The sequence below is a fragment of the Winogradskyella ludwigii genome (genome assembly GCF_013403985.1).
Lineage (GTDB): Bacteria > Bacteroidota > Bacteroidia > Flavobacteriales > Flavobacteriaceae > Winogradskyella > Winogradskyella ludwigii.
Map to the genome: position 1 here is coordinate 834,647 of NZ_JABFDF010000001.1, position 23,023 is coordinate 857,669.

Here is a 23,023-nt window from a genome sequence, read left to right on the forward strand (position 1 = left end):
AAAACTACTAATGAATTTTAATTTACAATGTGATAATTGTCACATTGCTTATTCTACATTAATAACTTTTTCGATTTGCGGAGCATATTTCTGTATGGTCATCTCTACACCAGATTTTAATGTCATCTGGTTAACGCTGCAAGATGTGCAAGCACCAACGAGTTGAACTTTTACAAACTTACCTTCATCTATAGATAATAAGTTGATATCACCACCATCACTTTGTAGAAACGGACGGATTTCGTTTAATGCTTTCTCTACGTTTAATTTAAGATCCTCTGGACTCATTTACTTTTTGTTTGCGGCAGAACAACCTGCCATTGTTGTAATCTTAATTGCTTCGGTAGCTGGTAAATCTTCATTTCTATTAACTACCTGTTGTACAACATCTCGTGTTATAGTTTCAAATACCTCTTCAATTGGAGTTCCCGTTTGTAAAGCTGCTGGTCTACCTATATCTCCTGCTTCTCTGATACTCTGAATTAATGGAACTTCACCTAAAAACGGTACGTTTAAATCTTCCGCTAAATGCTTTGCTCCCTCTTTTCCAAAAATATAGTATTTATTATCAGGCAATTCAGCAGGCGTAAAATAAGCCATGTTTTCAATAATTCCTAAAACAGGAACATTAATACTGTCTTGTTGAAACATTGCTACTCCTTTTTTAGCATCTGCTAAAGCCACAGTTTGAGGTGTACTTACTACAACAGCTCCTGTAATTGGCAAGGCTTGCATAATACTTAAATGAATATCTCCGGTTCCTGGAGGTAAATCCAATAACATGAAATCTAATTCTCCCCAAGCCGCATCAAATATCATTTGATTTAAAGCTTTAGAGGCCATTGGTCCTCTCCAAATTACAGCTTGATCTGGTTTTGTAAAAAAGCCTATGGACAATACTTTTACTCCGTAATTCTCAACAGGTTTCATTTTAGATTTCCCATCAATAGTTACAGATAATGGACGTTCGTTAGCAACATCAAACATTATAGGAATTGATGGTCCATAAATATCGGCATCTAAAACACCTACTTTAAAGCCCATTTTGGCTAAAGTTATTGCCAAATTTGCAGTTACTGTAGATTTACCAACTCCACCTTTACCTGAAGCGACAGCTACAATATTTTTAATTCCAGGAATTGCTTTTCCTTTTATTTCATTTTTAGGCTGTGCTGCTTGTGCATCAACTTTTACGTTCACTTTTATTTTAGCCTTTTCATAAACTTCTTTATGAATGGTTTGTAAAATATCTACTTCGGTTCTTTTACGTGCTTGAAGACTTGGGTTTTTTATGGTAATATCTACAATGACTTCATCTGCAAAAGTAACCACATTAGTTACGGCACCACTATCTACCATATTTTCACCTTCTCCAGGTGCTGTTATGGTTTTTAGAGCGTTTAATATATCTTGTTTTATGAGCTTCATATATGATTAAGACTAAAGAAAATAGAGACTAGAAGATAGACTCAAAATTTTCTTATTAAGATTAGTTCTAAGCACAAAGATACTTAGAAAAGTTTAGATTTTGAGTTAGATAAATTGAATTGATTTATGAGAGAATTTGATTTCTATATACAACACCGAATTTGTAATTATTATGAAGAATACAAAACTAATATAAACACGACTTTAGATTTTCAAAATACATAGTGTTATTGTAAATACAAACAATAAATTACTATTGAAGCTCTTTAGCAGGATCCCAATAAATAGTTTCTAAATTCTGAATTTGATTTTCTACAACCTCAATCCCTTCACTTTCTAAAAGTTGTTGCATTAGATTGGTGCCTTCAAAATGATGCTTACCAGTTAAAAGCCCTTTTTTATTAACCACTCTATGCGCTGGCACGTCTTTATTATGAGAGCCGTTCATGGCATAACCAACAATTCTGGCACTTTTACCTGCTCCTAGATATTTGGCAATAGCTCCGTAACTGGTAACTCTTCCAAAAGGAATTTGCTTAGCAACCTCATAGACTTTTTCGAAAAAACCAAGCGTTTCAGGTTTCATTTACAACTCCCTTAGAATATTAATAAAAGTGATTAAAGCCACAAGTCCCGTAATAATACCTATACTAAAATTCATACTTTTTTGAGATGTAAATCTTCTGTCTTTAATCTTATCAAAAAAGAAAATATAGAAATATAACATCGCAAAAGTGCCTGTTGCAGCACCTGTAACATAGGTAACAATACTTAATTTTTCAAAATCCATCCAACCAAAAGACACTAAAGTAATGGTCATGTATGCTTGATATGGAATAGGAAACACATTAATTACAGACAATAACATACCATGCAATAATCTACCGTGTTTACTTTTTATTTCGGTCTCTTGTTTAAGTTCTGATTGCTTAGATGCTAACACTAAAAAATAAATAGTAATGAGCACAAAAATTACAAATGCAACACGTTGAAGAATCTCAACAATATCTGAATGGTTAGATAAATATCTTGCAAAAATAGCAGCGACATACGTTTGAATATATACAACAATGCAAACACCTGTAGAAAACATTATACCACGACCTGCACCTTCCTTTAGGCTAATTCTTGCAGCTGTCATATTTAACAAACCTGGCGGAATTACTCCAATAAGGGCCACAAAAAACCCAAGAAAAAAAATGACAGTTATACTCAAGCCTTAGTTAATTTTGAATCGAATATACGTAATTGCTTTGTCTTTCTCTAAATACTGACTTTCATAAAACGTCTGAATTTCAGTAACTTCTTTTGGACTGCCTTCTAATTTATAAACATTGTGATTAGCATATAAAACCTCATGACCTGCACCATGTAACAAACCAAGTGTGTAACCATGCATAAATTCACTATCTGTTTTTAAATGCATTAAACCATCTGGTTTTAAAACTTTTTCATAGCGTTCTAAAAACTTCAAATTAGTCATACGGTGTTTTGTACGCTGGTATTTTATTTGCGGATCTGGAAATGTAATCCAAATTTCATCGACCTCATTTTCTTCAAAAACATGATCTATAAGTTCTATCTGAGTTCTTATAAATGCAGCATTAGGAATATCTTCTTCAATAGCCGTTTTTGCTCCACGCCAAAATCGTGCGCCTTTGATATCTATACCAATAAAATTTTTATTAGGATAACGTTTAGATAAGCCAATAGTATATTCGCCTTTACCGCAACCCAATTCTAAAACTAACGGATTATCGTTTTTAAAAACATCAGATTTCCATTTTCCTTTTAAACTGTACGTCGCATCCACCAATTCTTCTCGTGTTGGTTGATATACATTATGAAAAGTTTCATTTTCTCTAAAGCGTTTCTGTTTATTTTTACTACCCACAAGTTTTAGATTTATTAATAATTTGGTAAAATTAAGCAAACATTTTAGGTTTACCTTTGTTTCTTATAGACATCTCTAAAATTAATAGTTACTGAAACAGGTTCAGCATAAAAAAAAGATTCTAATTGCACCATTAAATTGGGGTTTAGGTCATGCTACACGCTGCATTCCTATTATTAATAAATTAATTCTTCATAATTTTGAACCTATAATTGCTAGTGATGGTATTGCGCTTCTTTTGTTAAAAAAAGAATTTCCTAATCTAAAAACCATTGCGTTACCTTCTTACAATATTACGTATTCAAAAAAAGCAAATGGTTTTAAAACCAAATTTTTAAAAGACACACCTCATATTTTAAAGACGATTAAAAGGGAAAAAAAAGTCATTGAATCTTTAGTTGAGACTGAAACTATTTCAGGTATTATTTCAGATAACCGTTTTGGTGTAAGGCATAGTAAGGTGCCTTCTGTGTTTATAACACATCAATTACGTGTGTTAAGTGGCAACACTACCTGGTTAAGCACCAAAATGCATCAAAATATAATTTCAAAATTTGACACTTGTTGGGTTCCGGATTATAAAGACGAAAAAAATCTTAGTGGCACTTTAGGTCATGTTGAAAATTTTGATGCTTCAATAAACTATTTAGGACCGCTGTCTCGATTTGAAAAACAAGATTTAAAAATTAAATATCAACTCTTAGTTATACTTTCTGGACCAGAACCTCAGCGCACATTCCTTGAAGAAAAATTAATGATAGAATTAAAATCTTACCAAGGAAACATTTGTTTTATAAAAGGAGTTGTAGAAGATCAACAAACCAAAATTGAGGATAAAAATATGACCATTTATAATTACATGACGAGTACCGAATTGCAAACAGCACTAAATGAAAGTGACATGGTATTAAGCAGATCTGGTTACACCACCATTATGGATTTAGCTAAACTTGAAAAAAAAGTGTTTTTTATTCCAACTCCAGGACAATTTGAACAAGAATACTTAGCCAAAAAGTTTCAAGATGAAGGAATTGCTCCAACTTGCAATCAAGATGAATTCACTTTAGAGAAACTATCTGAAGTTAAAAATTATAATGGTTTTAAATTTGAAGAATGCCAAGTGAATTACGAAAAATTATTTCGTCTTTTCTAGTGTAAACGAAAACTCACTACCAACACCTAATTCACTTTCTATATAAATTTTTTCTTCGTGTGCTTCAATAATATGTTTTACAATAGACAAACCTAAACCAGAACCCCCTTCTTTACGAGAACCACTTTTATCTACACGATAAAATCGTTCAAACAGACGTTGAAGATTTGCTTTTGCAATACCTTCTCCGTTATCCGTAACTCTTATGATTGCTTTGTTTTTTATAAGATTTTCAATACTTACTTCTGTAGTTCCTTTTTCTCTTCCGTATTTAATTGAGTTCACTATGAGGTTGGTTAACACTTGTTGAATGCGTTCTTTATCTGCGTAAACCATAATTGGTTTCGAGTAATCAATATCAAAAACTAAGGTAATGTGTTTCTTTGCGGCTTTCATTTCAAAAAGATCAAACACATTTTGAACCAACTTAACCATATCAAAACTCTCCTTTTCTAAACTAAGATCACCAACCTCTAATTTGGTAATCATGTCTAAATCTTTTATGATATACGTTAAGCGATCTACACCCTTACTCGCTCTTTGAAGATATTTACTTTTGATTTTCTCATCTTTAATGCCACCATCTAGTAACGTTAGTAAATAGCTTTGAACAGTAAACAATGGCGTTTTTAATTCATGAGACACGTTGCCAATAAATTCCTTTCGGTATTCTTCTCTTATTTTTAAGGTTTCAATTTCAAATTTTTTATTCTTAGCATATTTATCTATTTCTTTTGTAAGCGTGTCCATATCGGTAGTAATGGGCTGCTGCCGTAAAGTGCTAGACTCTAAAAGGGTTAGATCATCGTATATTTTTTTAACTCTTCGATATATAAAACGCTCTACACGATATTGAACAATAGCAAAACAAAGCGGAAAACAAATAGCAGGAAAGAAAATAATTTGCCAATTAAGCGCATGAAAGTAGTAAAGAAAAAGCGCTACAAGTCCCGTTGTAAATAACGTGACATAAAGCGCTGTTCTAAATGCGAATTTAAATGATTTCTTAAGGTTATTTTGTTGCATTAGTCTACAAACTTATAGCCAACACCTTTTACAGTTTTAAAGGAAGTATCTCCTATTTTTTCACGTAATTTTCTAATGTGTACGTCAATAGTTCTACCACCAACAACGACTTCATTTCCCCAGACTTTATCTAAAATCTCGTCTCGCTTAAAAACTTTACCCGGTTTGGTTGCTAACAAAGATAACAATTCAAATTCTTTTCTAGGCAAAGCTGTTTCTTTACCTTTTATAGTAATTTTATATTCTTCTTTAAAAATCACCAAATCACCAATGGTTAAAATAGCATCTCCACTATTTTCAGAATGCTTAAGGCGTCTCAATAAAGCTTTTACTTTACTAATTAACACTTTTGGCTTTATTGGTTTTGCAATATAATCATCTGCTCCTGCATCAAAACCCGCAACCTGAGAATAATCTTCCCCTCTTGCTGTTAAAAAAGTAATAATCGTTTCACTTAATTCTGGTAGTTCTCTTATGCGTTCACAAGCTTCAATACCATCCATTTTTGGCATCATAACATCTAATATAATTAGATGCGGCTTATGCTTTTTAGCTAAATCAATAGCCTCAAGACCATTTTCACCTTTTATAACTTCATAGCCCTCTGCAGATAAATTATAACCAACTATTTCTAAAATATCTGGCTCATCATCTACAAGTAGTATTTTAATGTCTTTCTTTTTCAATTGAATTTTGTATTTAATACCACGTAAAGATAGAATATATCTCTGTGAACTTAATGCATCTTATAAATTAATAACAATTCCCTAACATTGAAAAATATAAGTTGCTGAAATTAAGAAGCCCTTGATATTTACCATATTATGTTATTGTAAAATAGCAATTATTAACCATATAGTTTATTAAAACTAAGGATTTGTTGTTATATTTGTTTTCTAACCTTTATAAAATATAATTATGAAAAAAATTTACTTTTTATTACTTTGTTTAATTAGTGTTACTAGTTATGGGCAAAACTTAGCCGCTAATAGTAGTTTTGAAAGTTGGACAGCAGGTGTGCCTGACTCTTTCTCAACATTAGATTTTAGCACCACTGATCTTACTGAAAACACTAATGCAACTTTTGTTACTGATGGTACAAGTTCTGCTAGTGTAAATGTGTTAACACAAAGTCAAGGTAGTACTGATATAAGACAAACCATAGCTTTAACTGGTGGAGTAACTTACACTATGAGTATGGATGTATATGCTACTAATAATGAAGCTAGAGCACGTATATTTAATGGTAATGGTTTTACGCCAGATGCATATTCTGACGATACATTATTAAACCAATGGCAAACTATTTCTTACGATTACACACCTGCCGCAGATGAAGATTTTGATTTTGGTATCCGTTTTTATGATACTGCAGCTAACTGGGTCGCTAGTTCTTTATTCTATATTGATAATATACAAGTTGTTGCAGGATCTGCTCCTAACGTTGTAATAACTAGCCCAAGTGACAATGATACTTTAGCTGCTGGAACAACATCTGTAAATGTAGAATTTTCAACGTCTAACTTAGCAGGCGGAGAATCTGTAACTTTAACTGTAAATGGAGTTGAAACTACAAACGCAGTAAGTCCTTTTTCAGTAACTACTGTAGATGGAGAGTCTTATTCTGTAACTGCAGATTTGATTGATGGTACAGGTACAATTAGTACTAGCACTATATCTTTTAGTGTATTAAACCCATCAAGCTCATTTCAAGTAGCAAATATTACTGAATTAAGAGCAGGTTCTATTGGAACTGAATTTGAATATGAATTAACAGGTGAAGCAATTATTTCTTACATTGTTACAAGTAATACTAGAAACCAAAAATACATCCAAGATGCTGGTGCAGCTATATTAATTGATGATTCTGCTGGTGTTATAACAACTACTTTTGCTGTTGGAGATGGCATGACAGGTATTAAAGGTTCTCTTTCTGAATTTAATGGATTACTTCAATTTGTACCTAGCGAAAACGTAGCTGCTGCATCTTCTACAGGTAGTACATTAACACCGACAATAGTTAGTGTTTCTGATTTATTGACAAACGGAGAAAACTTCGAAAGCAGATTAATTACTATAAATAGCGCAACTTTTGCAGATGCTGGAGTATTTGCTGCTGCAACTAACTATAACGTATCAAACGGAGCTGATATTACAATTTGTAGAACAGCTTTTACTGATGAAGATTTAATTGGTACTGCAATTCCAACAACTGCTTCTAGTATTACTGGTTTAGGTGGTGAGTTTAATGGTGCATACCAAATTTTCCCTAGATTTGCTAGTGATATTGCACCTGCATTAAGTGTATCTGATTTTAACTCTAACTCATTTAGCTTATACCCAAACCCAACAAACACGGGTTCTGTTTCTATTTCTTCTAATAATAGTGAAGCAATAAGCGTACAAGTATTTGATATCTTAGGTAAGCAAGTTAAAAACGAAACTTTAACAAACAACACATTAAATGTTTCTAACTTAAAGTCTGGCATTTACATCGTAAAAATCACTCAGAACAATGCTTCTACTACTAAGAAATTAGTAATTAAGTAAGTATATTTCTTAATACATATTAAAAGCGTCTCGATAATTATCGAGACGCTTTTTTATTTTCCATACTTTTGCAGCATGATATTTAAAGACCACATTTTTAATATAAAATCTAATGCTGAGTTTGATGCTTTGGCTATAGATGTTTTTAAATTTCAGTTTAAAAACAATAAGGTTTATCGCTCATTCTGCGACTTATTAAATAGACACCCTTCAGATGTAAAACAAGTTTCTGATATTCCATTTTTACCTATTCAGTTTTTTAAATCTCATGAGGTTCTGAGTTCTTCTCAACCTATTGAAAAAACATTTACAAGTTCTGGTACTACAGGAAGCGTAACAAGCAAACATTTAATATCAGATTTAAAACTATATGAAGACAGTTATTTAAAAGCTTTTAAACACTTTTATGGGAATATTGAAGATTATGTAATCTTAGCATTATTGCCTTCTTATTTAGAACGTGATGGCTCTTCACTTATCTATATGATAAATGATTTAATTCATAAATCTAACCAACCTAAAAGTGGGTTTTACCTCAATAATCGTGAAGAATTAGCAGAAACTCTAAAAACACTCGAAGCTAACCAACAAAAAACATTACTTATTGGTGTTTCCTTTGCTTTATTAGATTTGGTTGAAGACCACCAACTTAATTTAAAGCATACTACAATTATGGAAACTGGTGGTATGAAAGGCAGACGGAAAGAAATAATAAGACAAGAATTACATCAAATTTTACAAACAGGTTTTGGAGTAAACCGTATTCATAGCGAATATGGGATGACAGAACTTTTAAGTCAAGCTTATTCTAAAGGTAATGGTGTTTTTGAATGTCCGCCTTGGATGAAAATCTTAACTCGCGATACCGAAGATGCACTTACCATACAACAACCAAATAAAACAGGTGGAATAAATGTTATTGATTTGGCAAATATAAATTCCTGTGCTTTTATTGCCACTCAAGATTTAGGTAAAGTTGATGCCAATGGACAATTTGAAATTATTGGAAGGTTTGATAACTCTGATATTAGAGGTTGTAACTTAATGGCTCTGTAAGAAGCACTAATTATATCCGACTATAGAACTCTAAATATAGTCTTATGAAATATCTTATCATTACTTTTTTATTAGCCAGTACTTTTGGATTTTCTCAATCTATAGATTACAATACCAACAACGGTTTTATTGCAGACGGTTATGATGTTGTATCTTATTTTAACATGAAAGCGGTTGAAGGCTCTGAAGATTTCACTACAACTTACCAGGATGTAAAATATAAATTCAGTTCACAAGACAATCTCAATATATTTTTAAAGAATCCTAAAGCCTATATTCCTCAATATGGTGGTTATTGTGCTTATGCTGTTGCAGAGAGTTCTAAAAAGGTTGATATAGATCCTGAAACGTTTGAAATTAGAGATGGAAAGCTTTATTTATTCTATAATTCTTGGGGAAATAACACCTTAAAAAAATGGAATAAAAAAAATGTGAAAGGTTTACAGAAAAAAGCCGACTTAAATTGGGAGGCTATAAAATTCGAGTAATTCTATGAAAAAGAAAAGTTGAAACTCTTAGCCTTATAGTTGATAGATTGGTTAATTAGGTGCCCGAAATTATTTTTGGGCACTTTTTTTATGCTAATAAGAATCTCACAGGTTTTTAGACTTACATGTGGTCAAAAGTTATAAAGACAAAAGACCTATCAGGTTTTAAAAACTTGACAGGTCTATATAAAAATTGTAACAGCAAACTATTAAATAACGCTCAACAAGAAATTTGTTTTCTTACCTCTACTTATAATAATATACTTGTCATGTATTAAATCTTCAGAAGATAAGATATAATCTTCTTTTACCTTTTCTTTATTAACGGCAACTGCGTTTTCTTTTAAAGCTCTTCTTGCATCTCCATTTGAACTTAAAAAATCAGTTTTCGCTGCTAAAGCTCCAATCATGTCAACTCCTTCGTTAAATTCTGCTTTAGAAATTTCAGCATGCTTTACTCCTTCAAAAACATCTAAAAACAAGGTTTCTGGCAATTGTTTAATTTCATTTTTAAAATCTTTACTGAACAATATTTTAGATGCTTTTACAGCATTCTCATAATCTTCTTTACTATGAACAAAAACAGTAACTTCTTCTGCTAGCTTGTTTTGCAGCAAACGTAAGTGCGGTGCCTCTTTATGTTCTTCAATTAAAGCCTCAATAGTTTCTTTATCTAAAAACGTAAAAATCTTAATATACTTTTCTGCATCATCATCTGTAGAATTCAACCAAAACTGGTAGAATTTATAAACAGACGTTTTATCTGTATCTAACCAAACGTTCCCACCTTCAGATTTACCAAATTTAGAACCATCTGCTTTTGTAATTAAAGGACACGTCATGGCATACGCTTTGGCTTGATCTTCTCCATCATGCATACGTCTTACTAATTCCGTACCTGTAGTAATATTTCCCCATTGGTCGCTTCCTCCCATTTGTAATTTACAACCTATAGTTTTGTACAAATGATGAAAATCGTAACCTTGAATTAATTGGTACGTAAATTCCGTAAAAGACATACCAACGTTTCCTTCGTCTCCGCTTAAACGTTTCTTAACAGAATCTTTAGCCATCATGTAATTTACAGTGATACGTTTACCAACATCACGAGCAAAATCTATAAAGCTAAAATCTTTCATCCAATCGTAGTTATTCACTAAAACTGGTGCGTTTTTTTCAGTGGAATTAAAATCTAAAAAACGAGACAATACACTTTTTATACCTGCGACATTATGTGCTAAGGCAACTTCATCTAATAAATTACGTTCATCACTTTTTCCTGATGGATCACCAATCATTCCGGTAGCACCTCCAACTAAAGCAACAGGTTTATGACCTGCTTTTTCTAAATGTACCAATAAAATTATAGGTACTAAACTTCCAATGTGCAACGAATCTGAAGTAGGATCAAAACCAATATAGGCTGTAGTCATCTCATTGTCTAATTGCTCCTCAGTTCCAGGCATGATATCGTGTACCATTCCTCTCCAACGTAATTCTTCTACAAATTTATTTGCCATTGATTTTTAATTTCAAATTGATTTACGCAAAGATATGTTTCCGCTGTTAAAGACAAAAGACAATTTTAATTCAATTTCCGTTTTTATAATCTATTGCTTTCAAAACATACAAATTAAAGTTGTGTTCTATAATTTGACTTCAAAAAACGTAACTTCGCTTCATGATTTTAGTAACAGGAGGTACAGGTTTAGTTGGTTCGCATTTACTTTTTCAACTTTTAAAAAAAAATGAGACTGTACGTGCTATTTATCGTCACGAAAAAACTTTAAAACGTGTAAAGCATGTGTTCTCTTATTTCAGTGATGATGCTGAAATACTTTTTGATAAAATAGAATGGATTAAGGCAGATCTTAATAATATTCCTGATTTACAAGTTGCTTTTAAGAACATTACGCATGTCTATCACTGCGCAGCATTTGTCTCTTTTGAGCCTGACAAATACAGATTATTACGAAGAATAAATATTGAAGGCACCGCTAACATTGTTAACCTATGCATAAGTCATCAAGTAAAAAAACTCTGCTATGTAAGTTCTATAGCTGCCATTGGACATCATAGTAATCCTGAAAAATTAATAGACGAGAAAACGGATTGGAACCCTGAAGATGATAATAGTGCTTATGCCATTACTAAATACGGAGCAGAGCTTGAAGTTTGGAGAGGTACACAAGAAGGTTTGGATGCTGTAATTGTTAATCCAGGAATTATTTTAGGTGCTGGTTATTGGCACGGAGGAAGCAGTGGTCATTTATTTAAACGCATTTATAAAGGCATGTCTTATTATACCAACGGAGTTACAGGATATGTAGATGTTTTGGATGTCGCAGATATCATGGAGCAACTCATGAAGAGTACAATTAAAAATGAAGCTTTTATACTTGTTTCTGAAAATTTAAGTTTTAAATCTTTCTTTACTACAACAGCCGAAACTCTGAACGTAAAATCGCCAACAAAAGAAGCTAAACCTTGGTTATTACAAATTGGTTGGAGGCTAGATTGGCTAAATCATAAGATTTTTGGCAAACAAAGACGCTTGTCTAAACAAACTGCAAGATCTGCATTAAGCATCACTAAATATGATGCTTCAAAACTAAAAAATGCTTTAAATTTTAAATTTAAGCCTATAAATGAAAGCATTAAAGACGTCAGTAAATTATACCTTAAAGACCTTTAGTTTTAATCTTTTTAATATCAATTTTTTCAAATGGTTTTCTGAGAGATTCCTTAGGTACTTTATTTAACTTCTTAATTGAATCTCTACGCGTTTTTATAGAATCTTTACGCTTATTAATAGAATCATTTTCTTTTTTCATGACAACATCAAAGCGCTCTTTATCAGACTCTAACCGCGCTTTTACCTCATCAATAATAGCACCATAAGCTTCTGTATCTGAAGTGTAATAGGCATTACTTTCTGCAAATCTTGTACTGTCAATATCATATTTTTCAAAGACATAAGATTTTGGATTGAATCCTTTTTTCTCCAACGTAGATTTATTAACACCTTTGGCAGAATTAATAATGTATAAATCATAAAGAAAATCAGCCATTTGTGCTTTTGACATTAAATCGTCAGGTTTTTCTGGTCGTTCAAACCCATTACAGGCGAAAACCAAAACACACAACACACTTAAAATACTGATTCGTTTTAACATCTTATCTATCAAAAGTTAATCGTTCTCCTGCTTTAACGCCTAAGACATTAAAATTATTATAAACTAATCTCCCGTTTACAAAAGTGTGTGTAATTCTACTTTTAAATGTATTACCCTCAAAAGGAGACCAACCACATTTGTAAAGAATATTACTTTTATTAACGGTCCAAGGACTTTGTGGATCTACAATTACTAAATCTGCAAAATAGCCTTCTTTGATATAGCCACGTTTTTCTACATTAAATAATATTGCAGGATTATGACATGCTTTTTCTACAATTTTTTCAACAGAAATTTTACCTTGATGGTGTGCTTCCATTAAAGCCATTAAAGCATGCTGCACTAAAGGCCCTCCTGAAGGAGCACTTGTATACAGATTATTTTTCTCTTCTAATGTATGTGGTGCATGATCTGTAGCAATAACATCTATTCTGTCATCCAATAAAGCCTTCCAAAGTTGGTCTCTATCTTTTTCTGTTTTTACAGCCGGATTCCATTTAATATGACTGCCTTTTTTAGCATAATCTTGATCTGTAAACCATAAGTGATGAACACAAACCTCTGCAGTTATCTTTTTATCTTTTAGTGGAATTTTATTTGAAAACAATTTGGTTTCCTTTCCTGTTGACAAATGAAACACATGTAATCTTGCTCCTGTTTTCTTAGCTAATTCAATGGCTTTTGAAGATGAAATGTAACACGCTTCCTCACTTCTAATAATTGGATGCATTTCCATAGGAATATCATCTCCATATTCGGCCTTATACTTTGCTAAATTTTCTTTTATCGTTGCTTCGTCTTCACAATGTACCGAAATAACCATATCTGTACTCGAAAATATTTTCTCAATAACTTTAGGATCATCAACAAGCATATTTCCAGTAGAAGATCCTAAAAATAATTTTAATCCAGCTACAGTTTTGGGATCTACTTTTAAAATCTCATCTAAATTATCGTTGGTACCACCAAACATAAAAGAATAATTAGCATAAGATGAGTTTGCTGCAATAGAAAATTTCTCTTCTAATTTTTCTACAGTTGTAGTTTGCGGATTGGTATTTGGCATCTCAATAAACGATGTAATGCCACCAGCAATTGCCGCTTTAGATTCAGATTCTATATTGGCTTTATGTGTTAAGCCTGGTTCTCTAAAGTGCACCTGATCATCAATCATACCTGGAAATACGTAATTCCCTTCGGCATCTATAACCACCATATCAGAAGACTTAACACTTATTGACGTGTCTATTTCTTTAATAATATTGTCTTCAATAAGAATATCTCCTTCAACGATTTTTCCTTCGTTAACAATTCTTGCGTTCTTTATGAGCGTATTTCGATTCATCTTCTCTTACTTGCTAAACAAGCTTTTAATTTTTAAACTAATCACTCCAAAAATAGCTTCGGTAATAATACTTCCGCTCATTTTAGATTTTCCTTTGGTTCTATCTTTAAAAATAACAGGTATTTCAACAATTTTAAACCCTTTTTTATGTGCTTTAAATTTCATTTCTATCTGAAAAGCATAACCCACAAATTCTATTTTCTTTAAATTTATTGCTTCTAAAACGGCTCTTTTATAACAAACAAAGCCTGCGGTAGAATCTTTAACCGTCATACGTGTTATTAATCTCACATAGCGAGAGGCACCGTAAGACAAAATAATTCGAGACATTGGCCAGTTTACAACTGTAATTCCTTTGACATAACGCGAGCCTACTGATATATCTGCACCATCAAGAGCACAAGCACTATACAATCTAGATAAATCATCTGGGTTGTGTGAAAAATCAGCATCCATTTCAAAGATGTATTGATACGATCTTTCCAAAGCCCATTCAAAACCTGCAATATAAGCCGTACCCAAACCACTTTTTTTATTGCGTTCTAACAAAAATAGTCGTCCTTTAAATTCTTCTTGTAACCCTTTAACGACCTCACTTGTTTTATCAGGCGAATTATCATCTACAATAAGTACATGAAATTCCTTTTGTTGGGAAAACACAGCTCTAATGATTGATTCTACATTTTCAATCTCGTTATAAGTAGGGATTATGACAATTGCGTCAGACATTTACACACTTTTAAACACTCTGATGAGTGGCTTTATAGAATTTGTAACAAAAATAAAGTTTTTAATGGATTAATTGGTTGAATTAACTTTTTAGATAGACTAAAACAGCACTTATTATAGCATCCATAATAAATTCAAATATATTATCAATCATTTTTATAATTCATATGGTTTTAGCTTATTTTTCTTTATAATTTAGCGGCATGCGAAATTATATAACACATGAGTGGTTTACCATTTTTACAATCATAGGATTGTTCGCTGTCGTTGTTGCAAAATATTTAAATACGCTTCGATTTAACGACTTTATGTATGTTATTGGTAACTCTAAGTATCTAAAAATATATACTAAAGATCAAAAGTTTATAGATCAGTTTGATAGTTTTCTATTTATTAACCTCTCACTATCACTAAGTATTTTTATCTATTTTGCTTATTCTACGTTTATAACTCCCGTTAATTTTGAGCTTGTAGTATTCTTAAAATTGTTACTTGCTGTTTCTACTATTATTATTATAAAAACACTTCTAGAGCGTTTAATTGGTGGCCTTTTTGAAATTGAGAGCTTAATTGACAACTACCTATTTCAAAAGATAACGTTTAAAAATTTTTCTGGTTTGGTTTTTTTAATCGCGAACCTATTTTTGCTTTACACTAGCATACGCTTGGATATTATCTTAATATCTGCATTGACTATAGTTTGCATAATTAACGTGATTGGTTTTTTATCCTCAATCAAAACCCATCAAAAATTAATTAATCTCAATTTTTTCTATTTTTTATTGTACCTTTGCGCTCTCGAAATTGGGCCTTATATTCTTTTATATAAGGTAATTAGAGAATATAACACTTAAAACACAAGGTTTACGTATGAAAGTGAAAACGATTCTAGTATCACAACCAGAGCCTAAAATAGAGAATTCTCCGTATTTTGACTTGGAAGAAAAGCAAAAAGTTAAGGTAGACTTTAGACCTTTTATCCATGTTGAAGGCGTCTCTTCTAAAGACGTTAGACAACAAAAAGTTGATTTAAGTCAATATACCGCTATTATTCTTACCAGTAGAAATTCGGTAGATCACTTCTTTAGAGTTGCAGACGAAATGCGCTTTAAAGTACCAGATTCTATGAAGTATTTTTGTCAGTCTGAAGCTGTTGCCTATTACTTACAGAAATATGTAGTTTACAGAAAGCGTAAAATTTATGTTGGTAAACGTACGTTTGAAGATTTAATGCCTTTAATTAAAAAGTATAAAGACGAAGCTTTTTTACTGCCAACAACAGATAAAGTAAAACCTATTATACCAGAACTATTAGATAATTTAGGTGTAAACTGGAAACAAGCTACATTTTACAAGACTGTGATTAGTGACTTGTCTGATTTATCCAATGTTACTTATGATATTTTAGTATTCTTTAGCCCTTCTGGTATAGAATCTTTATTTCATAACTTTCCTAATTTTGAGCAAAACGAAACACGTATTGCGGTATTTGGAAACACAACTGTTAACGCTGTTAAGGAAAAAGGATTACGTGTAGATATTTCTGCACCAACACCTGAGACACCTTCTATGACTATGGCTTTACAGAAATATATAGACTCTGTTAATAAAGGAAAATAGTTTTTAAAATTATAGATATAAAAAAAGCGATTCTAAATTTAGAATCGCTTTTTTTTGTTTTTATATTAATCGTTATTTCTAAAAAGCATAACGTTGTGGTCCGCCTCGTCTCACTTCCTCAGAAGCATAAGACTCAAATTTCTTAAAGTTTTCTCTAAAAGCATTAGACAGTTTAAAAGCCATTTTATAGTAAGCTTCATCATCGTTCCAAGTTGTTCTTGGACTTAATACTTCAGTTGGCACACCAGGACAAGATCTTGGCTGTGCAACTCCAAACACAGAGTGAATATGGTAATCTTCGTAAGTGTAATCTTTTAAATCACCATTTAGAGCGGCATTAATCATGGCACGCGTGTATTTTAGTTTCATACGTGTACCAACTCCGTAAGGACCACCTGTCCAACCTGTATTTACCAACCAAACATTAACGCCTGCTTCTAGCATTTTTTCGCTTAGCATTTTAGCGTATTCAGTTGGATGTAATGGCATAAATGGTGCTCCAAAACAAGCCGAAAAACTTGGAACTGGCTCTACAACTCCAGCTTCTGTTCCTGCAACTTTAGCTGTGTAACCCGAAATGAAATGGTATGCAGCCTGACTTGGTGTTAATTTAGATATTGGAGGTAATACTCCAAAAGCATCTGCTGTTAAGAAAAATATGTTTTTAGGATTACTTCCTGCAGATGGTTTTCTGATATTTTCAATATGATAAATAGGATAACTTACTCTTGTGTTTTGTGTAATAGAGGTATCAGCAAAATCTACATCGCCTTTATCATCTATAATTACATTTTCAAGGATTGCACCTTTTTTAATCGCTGCAAAAATTTCTGGCTCTTGTTCTTGAGAAAGATTAATCACTTTAGCATAACAACCACCTTCAAAATTAAATACTGTGTTTTCTTTTGTCCAACCATGCTCATCATCTCCAATAAGGCTACGATTTGGATCTGTAGATAGTGTCGTTTTTCCTGTTCCAGATAACCCAAAGAAAATAGACGTATCACCTTCCTTACCAACATTTGCACTACAGTGCATTGGCAATGTGTCTTTATAGACTGGAAGTATAAAATTTAAAGCAGAAAAGATTCCTTTTTTAATTTCACCTGTATAACCAGTACCACCAATTAATGCGATCTTTCGTGTAAAATCTAATATCGCAAAATTGTGTTGACGTGTACCATCTACTTCCGGATCTGCCATAAAACCCGGAGCATTTACTACAGTCCATTCTGGAGAGAAGTCTTTTAACTCGTCTTCCGTTGGACGTAAAAACATGTTATAAGCAAACATATTACTCCAAGCATACTCGTTAATAACTCTAATATTTAGCTTGTAATCTTCATCTGCACAAGCATAGCTATCTCTAACGTAAATTTCTTTATCGGATAAATAAGCGACTACTTTATCGTAGAGTTTTTGAAACTTATCACTTTCAAAAGGAATATTGATATCTCCCCACCAAACTTTGTCTTTGGTAATATCATCCTTTACAATAAACCGATCCATTGGAGAACGGCCTGTAAACTCACCTGTATTAACCGCTAAAGCACCAGATGAGGATTCTACTCCTTGTCCTTTAGAAATGGTTTCAGCTTGAAGTTCGTCTGAAGATAATTGATAGTTAATTTTTGCATTTTTAATTCCATAGTGATCTAACGAAATCGTTTTCGTTGATTGAGAATGGTTTGCCATAATATATCGTGTTGTTTAGTACTGCAAAACTAAAATATTATTTTGAATGAACCCATTGGATTACAATTAATCGATCTTATTTCTAACTATACCACTCAACATCAGCACCCAAGCCACAATTAATAATAATCCACCTAACGGAGTCATTAAAGCAATGGTTTTAAAATCAAAACTAGATAGCGAATTTGTAGCCAATCCATAAATAGATCCTGAAAAACACACCACTCCTAGAAGAACAAAGTAAAATATTACTTTTTTTGTTTTTAAACTTACAAAAGATGTACTACCTAAAATTAAAAGAAAAAAGGCATGATATATTTGATAACGAACACCTGTCTCAAAAGTTTTAATAGCCGCTGCATCCACTAATTTTGCTAATCCGTGAGCCGCAAAAGCACCTAATATTATACCCAGTATTCCAAAAATTGCTCCTGTAATCAATAGTCTTTTGTTCATAGAAAAAATGTCTTTCGGTTTATATTGCCTATTGTATTTGTTACATTCGTACGAAGAATTTATGTAAGTATTTTCAATGCATGAAAAAACGTGATTTTCGTTGAAACCCAAAATACTGACATAATTTCAATACAAAATTAGTTATATAAACTCATTATGCGAAACATTTTAATTATTGGTGCTGGTAAATCCTCATCATACCTTATAAAATATTTACTAGATAAATCTCAGTCAGAAAAGCTGCACATTACAATTGGCGATCTCAACGTGGATAATGCTAAAATGCTAGTTAATAATCATCCAAACACAAACGTTATTCATTTAGATGTATTTAATGAAACCTCTAGAGTTGCTGCGATTAAGAATGCAGATATCGTAATATCTATGCTTCCTGCTCGTTTCCATCTTGAAGTTGCCAAAGATTGTATTACTTACAAAAAGAATATGGTTACAGCTTCTTATGTTAGTAAAGAAATGCAAGCTTTAGATGCCGATGCTAAAGCCAATAACCTCATTTTTATGAATGAAATTGGCGTAGATCCTGGTTTAGATCACATGAGTGCAATGCAAGTGATAAATCGTATTAGAGATAAAGGTGGTAAAATGATTTTATTTGAATCGTTTACAGGAGGTTTAGTTGCGCCAGAAAGCGATAATAATCTTTGGAATTATAAATTTACATGGAATCCAAGGAATGTTGTGGTTGCTGGACAAGGTGGAGCGGCAAAATTTTTACAAGAAAACCAATTCAAGTATATTTCTTACAATCGTTTGTTTAGGAGAACTGAATTTTTAGATGTTGATGGTTATGGTCGTTTTGAAGGTTATGCCAATAGAGACTCTTTAAAATACCAACAAGTATATGGCTTAGAACATGTTAAAACTCTTTATAGAGGAACTATGCGTCGTGTTGGTTTTAGTCGTGCTTGGAATGTTTTTGTACAATTAGGAATGACAGACGATAGCTACACAGTAGATGATAGTGCTAACATGAGTTATCGTGATTTTGTGAATTCTTTTTTACCATACAGTCCAACGGATTCTGTTGAACTTAAATTTAGACATGCTTTAAAAATAGACCAAGATGATATTGTTTGGGATAAGTTTTTAGAACTCGATATTTTTAATCCTGAAAAAATGGTAGAATTAGATAAAGGAACTCCTGCTCAAATTCTTCAGAAAATATTGATGGATAGTTGGACACTTAGTCCAGATGACAAAGACATGTTAGTAATGTATCATAAATTTGGATACGAACTTAATGGCAAAAAACATCAGATAGATGCTACTATGGTAACACTTGGTAAAGATCAAACTTATACAGCAATGGCAAAAACGGTAGGCTTACCTGTTGCCATTGCCACTTTAGCTATACTTAATGGAAAAATAAAAACTCCAGGCGTACAAATACCAATAACGAAAGAGGTCTATACTCCTATTTTAAAGGAATTAGAATCTTATGATATTATTTTTAAAGAGCATGAAGTACCTTATTTAGGTTACAACCCCTTAAATCTTTAAGCTTAAATTTAAATAGATAAATTTCAAAGAGCGTTTCAAATTGAAACGCTTTTTTTTACCTTTAGCTTCCAATTTAATAGAACACAGCGTCATGAAGATTAACGATAATGGTATTTACATCGATGGTATTGATAAGAAAATACTAAGAGCCTTAATGGCAGATGCGAGAACACCAATTCTCGAAATTGCTCGTAATGTTGGTATTTCTGGAGCAGCTATTCATCAACGTTTAAAAAAGTTAGAAAAATCTGGACTTATAGCCGGCTCAAAATTTATTATTAACCCAAAGGTTTTAGGTTACACAACTATGGCCTTTGTTGGAGTCTATCTCGATAAAGCTATTAGTAATCCTGAAGCTGTAAGACAACTTCAAAAAATACCGGAAGTTATAGAATGTCATTACACCACAGGAAATTGGTCTATTTTCATTAAAATTCTATCTAAAGATAACGAACATTTAATGCATGTACTTAATTCTGAAATACAAAGTATAAAAGGCGTTTCTAGAACTGAAACATTTATTTCTTTACAAGAACAAATTAATAGACAGATTAAGATTTAGCCAAAAAAAAAGATCCATTTGTAATTTACAAATGGATCTTTTTTTTCAAAAATCTTTAGGCTTTAAGGTGCAGGATTAGGAATCTCAGCATGCACAGCATCTATAGCATTCATAACCTCTTCTGATAAAGATATATTAATACTGTCTATATTTTCTTTCAACTGTTCCATACTAGTTGCTCCAATAATATTACTCGTTATAAATGGTCTTTCATTTACAAAAGCCAAAGACATTTGTGCTAAAGACATGTTGTTCTCTTCTGCTATTTTTAAATAACGTTTTGTGGCTTCTGTAGCTTGCTCACCACTATATCTAGCAAATCTTGGGAATATTTTTAAACGTGCATCATCTGCAGCTATTCCTTTGATATACTTACCAGATAACACACCAAATGCCATTGGAGAATACGCTAACAAACCTATATTTTCTCTGTGTGCAATTTCTGCCATATCGCCTTCAAAAACTCTATTAATTAGAGAATATGCATTTTGAATGGTAGTCATTCTTGGTAAATTATGTTTATTAGATTCTTCAAAATAACGCATAGTTCCCCAAGCTTTTTCATTAGAAATTCCAACTTGTCTTATTTTACCTGATTTAATAATTTCATCTAAATTGAGAAGAATTTCATTAAAATTATCTTCCCATTTATCATTGGGATCTTGTTTATAATCTCTTACTCCAAAAGTATTGGTATGTCGTTCTGGCCAATGTAATTGATACAAATCAATGTAGTCTGTTTTTAACCGCTTTAAACTATTATTCACAGCCTCATTAAGCGCTTCTTTACTAAAACCATTAGTTCTAATATGTGCCGTATAATCTCCTGTACCTGCTATTTTAGTCCCTAAAACAACCTTCTCTCTATTTCCTGATTTTGAGAACCAATTACCTATAATACGTTCTGTTTCTGCATACGTTTCCGCCGTTGCAGGAACTGGATATAATTCAGCAACATCAAAGAAATTAACACCTTTATCTAAAGCATAATCCATTTGAGCAAACCCTTCATCTTGTGTGTTTTGATTTCCCCAAGTCATGGTGCCAAGACATATTTTACTAACTTTTATATCTGTGTTTGGTAGTGTTGTATATTTCATGTTTAGTGCCCACAAAAGCGGGAATCTCTTTTTAGTTCAACTTAATTTTAACAAGCCACATTCGCGTACCTTCTAAACAAAAATTATTTTGTTTCTTGCTAATACTTAAAGTAACATTTGATATGTAATGTAAAAATAAGAAGACCTCACAAGTTTTTAAATACTGTGAGGTCTAAATATATGTTAAGATTTAAAATCGTGAGATTCCTGCATCCACAGGAATTTGTTATATTTCATTCAATAACTTTGAAATCTCATCTAATTTAGGAGTTAAAATTACTTCTATCCTTCTATTTTTTGCTTTGCCTTCTGCTGTTTCATTAGATGCTACTGGAACAAATTCTCCACGACCAGCTGCTGTTAAATTTTCAGGATTAATAGCTTCATTTTCTCTTAAGATATTTACAATAGCAGTGGCACGTTTTGCAGATAAATCCCAATTACCACTCAATTGTGCATTCCCTTTATAAGGTACATTATCTGTATGACCTTCAATTAAAACTGAGATTTCTGGGTTTTCAGCCAAAACACTTCCTAATTGTTTAACGGCTTGTGATCCTTGTGCTCCAACGTACCAGCTTCCAGATTCAAACAATAATTTATTTTCCATAGAAATATAAACTTTTCCATTACGCTGCTCAACAGTTAATCCTTTACCTTCAAAATTGGTTAAAGCTTTAGAAATTGCATCTTTTAATTTATGCATTGCTGCATCTTTACTCGCAATTACATTTTCTAATTCTGCAACACGTTGAGAACGACTTTCTAATTCTTTTTTCAACGTATTTAAACGCTCATTTTCTAATGCTAAGGCTTGCTCTTTTGCTTCTAATTGTGCTAAAAGCTCTCTATTTTTTTGTGAATTTTTCGCAATGGATGCAGAACTATTCTCTTCTAAAGCTTTATAAGATGCTTTCAATGTTTCAAGACTTGATTTGGCTGCAGCATAATCTGCTTGAAGTTTATCGCGTTCTGAAACCGCCGTCTCATAAGCCGATTCTAAGGCATTTAAATCATTAAATATTTTTGTTTTTTCCTGAGCTAACTCTGCAACCTCATCATTAAGCGTTCGGTTTTCTTTTTTAAGATCTGCATATTTATCTTCAAGATCTGTGTAAATCTTTTTTGACACACACGATGAGAATAATGTGATGGTTAACGCGAGAATTGAAAGTTTTTTAATCATGATTTTAGGTTAAGTTATTTTTGTTGAAATGTATATTA

The 23,023-nt window shown here is 32.2% G+C and carries 24 protein-coding genes; 9 read left to right on the plus strand and 15 right to left on the minus strand.

Annotation, left to right across the window (positions count from 1 at the left end):
- Window positions 1-48: 48 nt before the first annotated feature.
- The 5 genes from HM981_RS03470 to trmB all read right to left on the minus strand — a co-directional run bounded on the left by HM981_RS03470 (window position 49) and on the right by trmB (window position 3,322).
- Entirely contained in the window at window positions 49-288 is a 240-nt protein-coding gene (locus HM981_RS03470) for a NifU family protein (RefSeq protein ID WP_179337182.1), read from the minus strand.
- Window positions 289-1,428 carry an Mrp/NBP35 family ATP-binding protein gene (locus tag HM981_RS03475; RefSeq protein ID WP_179337183.1) on the minus strand — a complete coding sequence of 380 codons (1,140 nt, stop codon included), beginning with the start codon at window positions 1,426-1,428 and terminating at the stop codon, window positions 289-291.
- Window positions 1,429-1,681: 253 nt separating this feature from the next.
- Entirely contained in the window at window positions 1,682-2,014 is a 333-nt protein-coding gene (locus HM981_RS03480; RefSeq protein WP_179337184.1) for an MGMT family protein, read from the minus strand.
- A complete protein-coding gene (locus tag HM981_RS03485) occupies window positions 2,015-2,644 on the minus strand; it encodes a LysE family transporter (protein ID WP_179337185.1) in 630 nt (209 codons plus the stop codon).
- A gap of 3 nt (window positions 2,645-2,647) precedes the next feature.
- Entirely contained in the window at window positions 2,648-3,322 is a 675-nt protein-coding gene (gene trmB, locus HM981_RS03490; protein ID WP_179337186.1) for a tRNA (guanosine(46)-N7)-methyltransferase TrmB, read from the minus strand.
- 238 nt (window positions 3,323-3,560) lie between these two features.
- Between trmB and HM981_RS03495 the strand changes: the two genes are divergently transcribed.
- Window positions 3,561-4,475: a glycosyltransferase gene (locus tag HM981_RS03495; protein WP_317167155.1), complete on the plus strand. Its 915-nt coding sequence runs from the start codon at window positions 3,561-3,563 to the stop codon at window positions 4,473-4,475.
- Here HM981_RS03495 and HM981_RS03500 read toward each other — a convergent pair.
- Together HM981_RS03500 and HM981_RS03505 are read right to left on the minus strand one after the other, a co-directional pair.
- Window positions 4,458-5,501: a sensor histidine kinase gene (locus HM981_RS03500; RefSeq protein ID WP_179337187.1), complete on the minus strand. Its 1,044-nt coding sequence runs from the start codon at window positions 5,499-5,501 to the stop codon at window positions 4,458-4,460. The two genes, HM981_RS03495 and HM981_RS03500, sit on opposite strands and share 18 nt — an antisense overlap.
- Window positions 5,501-6,187: a response regulator transcription factor gene (locus HM981_RS03505; RefSeq protein WP_179337188.1), complete on the minus strand. Its 687-nt coding sequence runs from the start codon at window positions 6,185-6,187 to the stop codon at window positions 5,501-5,503. The genes HM981_RS03500 and HM981_RS03505 overlap by 1 nt, the downstream gene beginning before the upstream one ends.
- Before the next feature lie 232 nt (window positions 6,188-6,419).
- On the opposite strand from HM981_RS03505, the gene HM981_RS03510 reads away from it, so the two are divergent.
- From HM981_RS03510 to HM981_RS03520, 3 genes are all read left to right on the plus strand, one after another.
- Window positions 6,420-8,051, plus strand: a complete 1,632-nt coding sequence (locus tag HM981_RS03510) for a T9SS type A sorting domain-containing protein (protein WP_179337189.1) — start codon at window positions 6,420-6,422, stop codon at window positions 8,049-8,051.
- A gap of 75 nt (window positions 8,052-8,126) precedes the next feature.
- The gene (locus HM981_RS03515; protein WP_179337190.1) at window positions 8,127-9,107 is read left to right on the plus strand and encodes a LuxE/PaaK family acyltransferase; all 981 of its coding nucleotides are present in this window, start codon (window positions 8,127-8,129) and stop codon (window positions 9,105-9,107) included.
- 44 nt (window positions 9,108-9,151) lie between these two features.
- Window positions 9,152-9,595, plus strand: a complete 444-nt coding sequence (locus HM981_RS03520; RefSeq protein ID WP_179337191.1) for a YHS domain-containing (seleno)protein — start codon at window positions 9,152-9,154, stop codon at window positions 9,593-9,595.
- 209 nt (window positions 9,596-9,804) lie between these two features.
- Here the strand turns inward: HM981_RS03520 and tyrS are convergent, their stop codons facing one another.
- Window positions 9,805-11,115, minus strand: a complete 1,311-nt coding sequence (tyrS, locus tag HM981_RS03525) for a tyrosine--tRNA ligase (protein ID WP_179337192.1) — start codon at window positions 11,113-11,115, stop codon at window positions 9,805-9,807.
- Between the two features lie 161 nt (window positions 11,116-11,276).
- Between tyrS and HM981_RS03530 the strand changes: the two genes are divergently transcribed.
- Window positions 11,277-12,290 (plus strand): NAD-dependent epimerase/dehydratase family protein, encoded by a 1,014-nt coding sequence (locus tag HM981_RS03530; protein ID WP_179337193.1) that lies wholly within the window; start codon window positions 11,277-11,279, stop codon window positions 12,288-12,290.
- On the opposite strand, the gene HM981_RS03535 is transcribed toward HM981_RS03530, so the two are convergent.
- From HM981_RS03535 to HM981_RS03545, 3 genes are read right to left on the minus strand one after another with little or no spacing between them, the layout of a single operon-like run.
- Window positions 12,277-12,771 (minus strand): DUF4296 domain-containing protein, encoded by a 495-nt coding sequence (locus tag HM981_RS03535; protein WP_179337194.1) that lies wholly within the window; start codon window positions 12,769-12,771, stop codon window positions 12,277-12,279. The two genes, HM981_RS03530 and HM981_RS03535, sit on opposite strands and share 14 nt — an antisense overlap.
- A 1-nt stretch (window position 12,772) precedes the next feature.
- Complete coding sequence (locus tag HM981_RS03540) at window positions 12,773-14,116, minus strand: dihydroorotase (protein WP_179337195.1); 1,344 nt, start codon at window positions 14,114-14,116, stop codon at window positions 12,773-12,775.
- A 6-nt stretch (window positions 14,117-14,122) separates the two neighbouring features.
- Entirely contained in the window at window positions 14,123-14,845 is a 723-nt protein-coding gene (locus HM981_RS03545) for a polyprenol monophosphomannose synthase (protein WP_179337196.1), read from the minus strand.
- A 203-nt stretch (window positions 14,846-15,048) separates the two neighbouring features.
- On the opposite strand from HM981_RS03545, the gene HM981_RS03550 reads away from it, so the two are divergent.
- Window positions 15,049-15,699, plus strand: a complete 651-nt coding sequence (locus HM981_RS03550; RefSeq protein ID WP_179337197.1) for a DUF4271 domain-containing protein — start codon at window positions 15,049-15,051, stop codon at window positions 15,697-15,699.
- Window positions 15,700-15,715: 16 nt separating this feature from the next.
- Window positions 15,716-16,465 (plus strand): uroporphyrinogen-III synthase, encoded by a 750-nt coding sequence (locus HM981_RS03555; protein WP_179337198.1) that lies wholly within the window; start codon window positions 15,716-15,718, stop codon window positions 16,463-16,465.
- Window positions 16,466-16,543: 78 nt separating this feature from the next.
- Here the strand turns inward: HM981_RS03555 and pckA are convergent, their stop codons facing one another.
- Complete coding sequence (gene pckA, locus HM981_RS03560) at window positions 16,544-18,160, minus strand: phosphoenolpyruvate carboxykinase (ATP) (RefSeq protein ID WP_179337199.1); 1,617 nt, start codon at window positions 18,158-18,160, stop codon at window positions 16,544-16,546.
- A 66-nt stretch (window positions 18,161-18,226) separates the two neighbouring features.
- Complete coding sequence (locus tag HM981_RS03565; protein WP_179337200.1) at window positions 18,227-18,616, minus strand: DUF423 domain-containing protein; 390 nt, start codon at window positions 18,614-18,616, stop codon at window positions 18,227-18,229.
- Between the two features lie 156 nt (window positions 18,617-18,772).
- Here HM981_RS03565 and HM981_RS03570 point away from each other — a divergent pair, with 156 nt between their 5' ends.
- Both HM981_RS03570 and HM981_RS03575 read left to right on the plus strand, forming a co-directional pair.
- Window positions 18,773-20,137, plus strand: coding sequence for a saccharopine dehydrogenase family protein (locus HM981_RS03570; RefSeq protein WP_179337201.1), 1,365 nt, complete (start codon window positions 18,773-18,775; stop codon window positions 20,135-20,137).
- Window positions 20,138-20,228: 91 nt separating this feature from the next.
- Window positions 20,229-20,699, plus strand: a complete 471-nt coding sequence (locus HM981_RS03575; RefSeq protein ID WP_179337202.1) for an Lrp/AsnC ligand binding domain-containing protein — start codon at window positions 20,229-20,231, stop codon at window positions 20,697-20,699.
- A 62-nt stretch (window positions 20,700-20,761) separates the two neighbouring features.
- Here the strand turns inward: HM981_RS03575 and HM981_RS03580 are convergent, their stop codons facing one another.
- The gene (locus HM981_RS03580; RefSeq protein ID WP_179337203.1) at window positions 20,762-21,799 is read right to left on the minus strand and encodes an aldo/keto reductase; all 1,038 of its coding nucleotides are present in this window, start codon (window positions 21,797-21,799) and stop codon (window positions 20,762-20,764) included.
- Window positions 21,800-22,025: 226 nt separating this feature from the next.
- Window positions 22,026-22,985, minus strand: coding sequence for an OmpA family protein (locus HM981_RS03585; RefSeq protein ID WP_179337204.1), 960 nt, complete (start codon window positions 22,983-22,985; stop codon window positions 22,026-22,028).
- Window positions 22,986-23,023 lie beyond the last annotated feature (38 nt).

What these genes read in the sequence shown, in the direction of transcription:
- HM981_RS03470 (WP_179337182.1), bottom strand. Translation starts at nt 288, where the DNA reads ATGAGTCCAGAGGATCTTAAATTAAACGTAGAGAAAGCATTAAACGAA.
- HM981_RS03475 (WP_179337183.1), bottom strand. Translation starts at nt 1,428, where the DNA reads ATGAAGCTCATAAAACAAGATATATTAAACGCTCTAAAAACCATAACA.
- HM981_RS03480 (WP_179337184.1), bottom strand. Translation starts at nt 2,014, where the DNA reads ATGAAACCTGAAACGCTTGGTTTTTTCGAAAAAGTCTATGAGGTTGCT.
- HM981_RS03500 (WP_179337187.1), bottom strand. Translation starts at nt 5,501, where the DNA reads ATGCAACAAAATAACCTTAAGAAATCATTTAAATTCGCATTTAGAACA.
- HM981_RS03510 (WP_179337189.1), top strand. Translation starts at nt 6,420, where the DNA reads ATGAAAAAAATTTACTTTTTATTACTTTGTTTAATTAGTGTTACTAGT.
- HM981_RS03515 (WP_179337190.1), top strand. Translation starts at nt 8,127, where the DNA reads ATGATATTTAAAGACCACATTTTTAATATAAAATCTAATGCTGAGTTT.
- HM981_RS03520 (WP_179337191.1), top strand. Translation starts at nt 9,152, where the DNA reads ATGAAATATCTTATCATTACTTTTTTATTAGCCAGTACTTTTGGATTT.
- tyrS (WP_179337192.1), bottom strand. Translation starts at nt 11,115, where the DNA reads ATGGCAAATAAATTTGTAGAAGAATTACGTTGGAGAGGAATGGTACAC.
- HM981_RS03530 (WP_179337193.1), top strand. Translation starts at nt 11,277, where the DNA reads ATGATTTTAGTAACAGGAGGTACAGGTTTAGTTGGTTCGCATTTACTT.
- HM981_RS03535 (WP_179337194.1), bottom strand. Translation starts at nt 12,771, where the DNA reads ATGTTAAAACGAATCAGTATTTTAAGTGTGTTGTGTGTTTTGGTTTTC.
- HM981_RS03540 (WP_179337195.1), bottom strand. Translation starts at nt 14,116, where the DNA reads ATGAATCGAAATACGCTCATAAAGAACGCAAGAATTGTTAACGAAGGA.
- HM981_RS03545 (WP_179337196.1), bottom strand. Translation starts at nt 14,845, where the DNA reads ATGTCTGACGCAATTGTCATAATCCCTACTTATAACGAGATTGAAAAT.
- HM981_RS03550 (WP_179337197.1), top strand. Translation starts at nt 15,049, where the DNA reads ATGCGAAATTATATAACACATGAGTGGTTTACCATTTTTACAATCATA.
- HM981_RS03555 (WP_179337198.1), top strand. Translation starts at nt 15,716, where the DNA reads ATGAAAGTGAAAACGATTCTAGTATCACAACCAGAGCCTAAAATAGAG.
- pckA (WP_179337199.1), bottom strand. Translation starts at nt 18,160, where the DNA reads ATGGCAAACCATTCTCAATCAACGAAAACGATTTCGTTAGATCACTAT.
- HM981_RS03565 (WP_179337200.1), bottom strand. Translation starts at nt 18,616, where the DNA reads ATGAACAAAAGACTATTGATTACAGGAGCAATTTTTGGAATACTGGGT.
- HM981_RS03570 (WP_179337201.1), top strand. Translation starts at nt 18,773, where the DNA reads ATGCGAAACATTTTAATTATTGGTGCTGGTAAATCCTCATCATACCTT.
- HM981_RS03575 (WP_179337202.1), top strand. Translation starts at nt 20,229, where the DNA reads ATGAAGATTAACGATAATGGTATTTACATCGATGGTATTGATAAGAAA.
- HM981_RS03580 (WP_179337203.1), bottom strand. Translation starts at nt 21,799, where the DNA reads ATGAAATATACAACACTACCAAACACAGATATAAAAGTTAGTAAAATA.
- HM981_RS03585 (WP_179337204.1), bottom strand. Translation starts at nt 22,985, where the DNA reads ATGATTAAAAAACTTTCAATTCTCGCGTTAACCATCACATTATTCTCA.